Here is a 271-nt window from a genome sequence, read left to right on the forward strand (position 1 = left end):
CGCAGAGAATGTCCAGCAGCTCGCCCGTGTTGGCGTCTCGTCGGGTCCGGCTGGTGGTTTCAAACCACACGTAATGGCCCGCCTTGGCGCGAAAGCGATAGGTCTGCTGGTAGAACCCATCATGGTAATAAACCCGTGGCGACTTGTTGAGCAGCGCGCTCAGGTCGGCGGGATGAAATAGCTGATAAGCCGAGACGCCAATCAACTCCTCGGGCGCGTACCCCAGCAGATCGCGGGCGGCTTGAGAGGCATACAGAAACGTGCCGTCTCG

General features: G+C 60.1%; 1 protein-coding gene. It reads right to left on the reverse strand.

The genetic code is table 11. The features are described from left to right. Window positions 1–271, reverse strand: a 271-nt coding sequence (locus tag P8629_RS11875; RefSeq protein WP_278166327.1) for a PAS domain-containing protein, incomplete at both ends; no start/stop codon positions are given.

It is taken from the genome of Hydrogenovibrio sp. 3SP14C1, from assembly GCF_029625905.1.
Classification (GTDB): Bacteria; Pseudomonadota; Gammaproteobacteria; order Thiomicrospirales; family Thiomicrospiraceae; genus Hydrogenovibrio.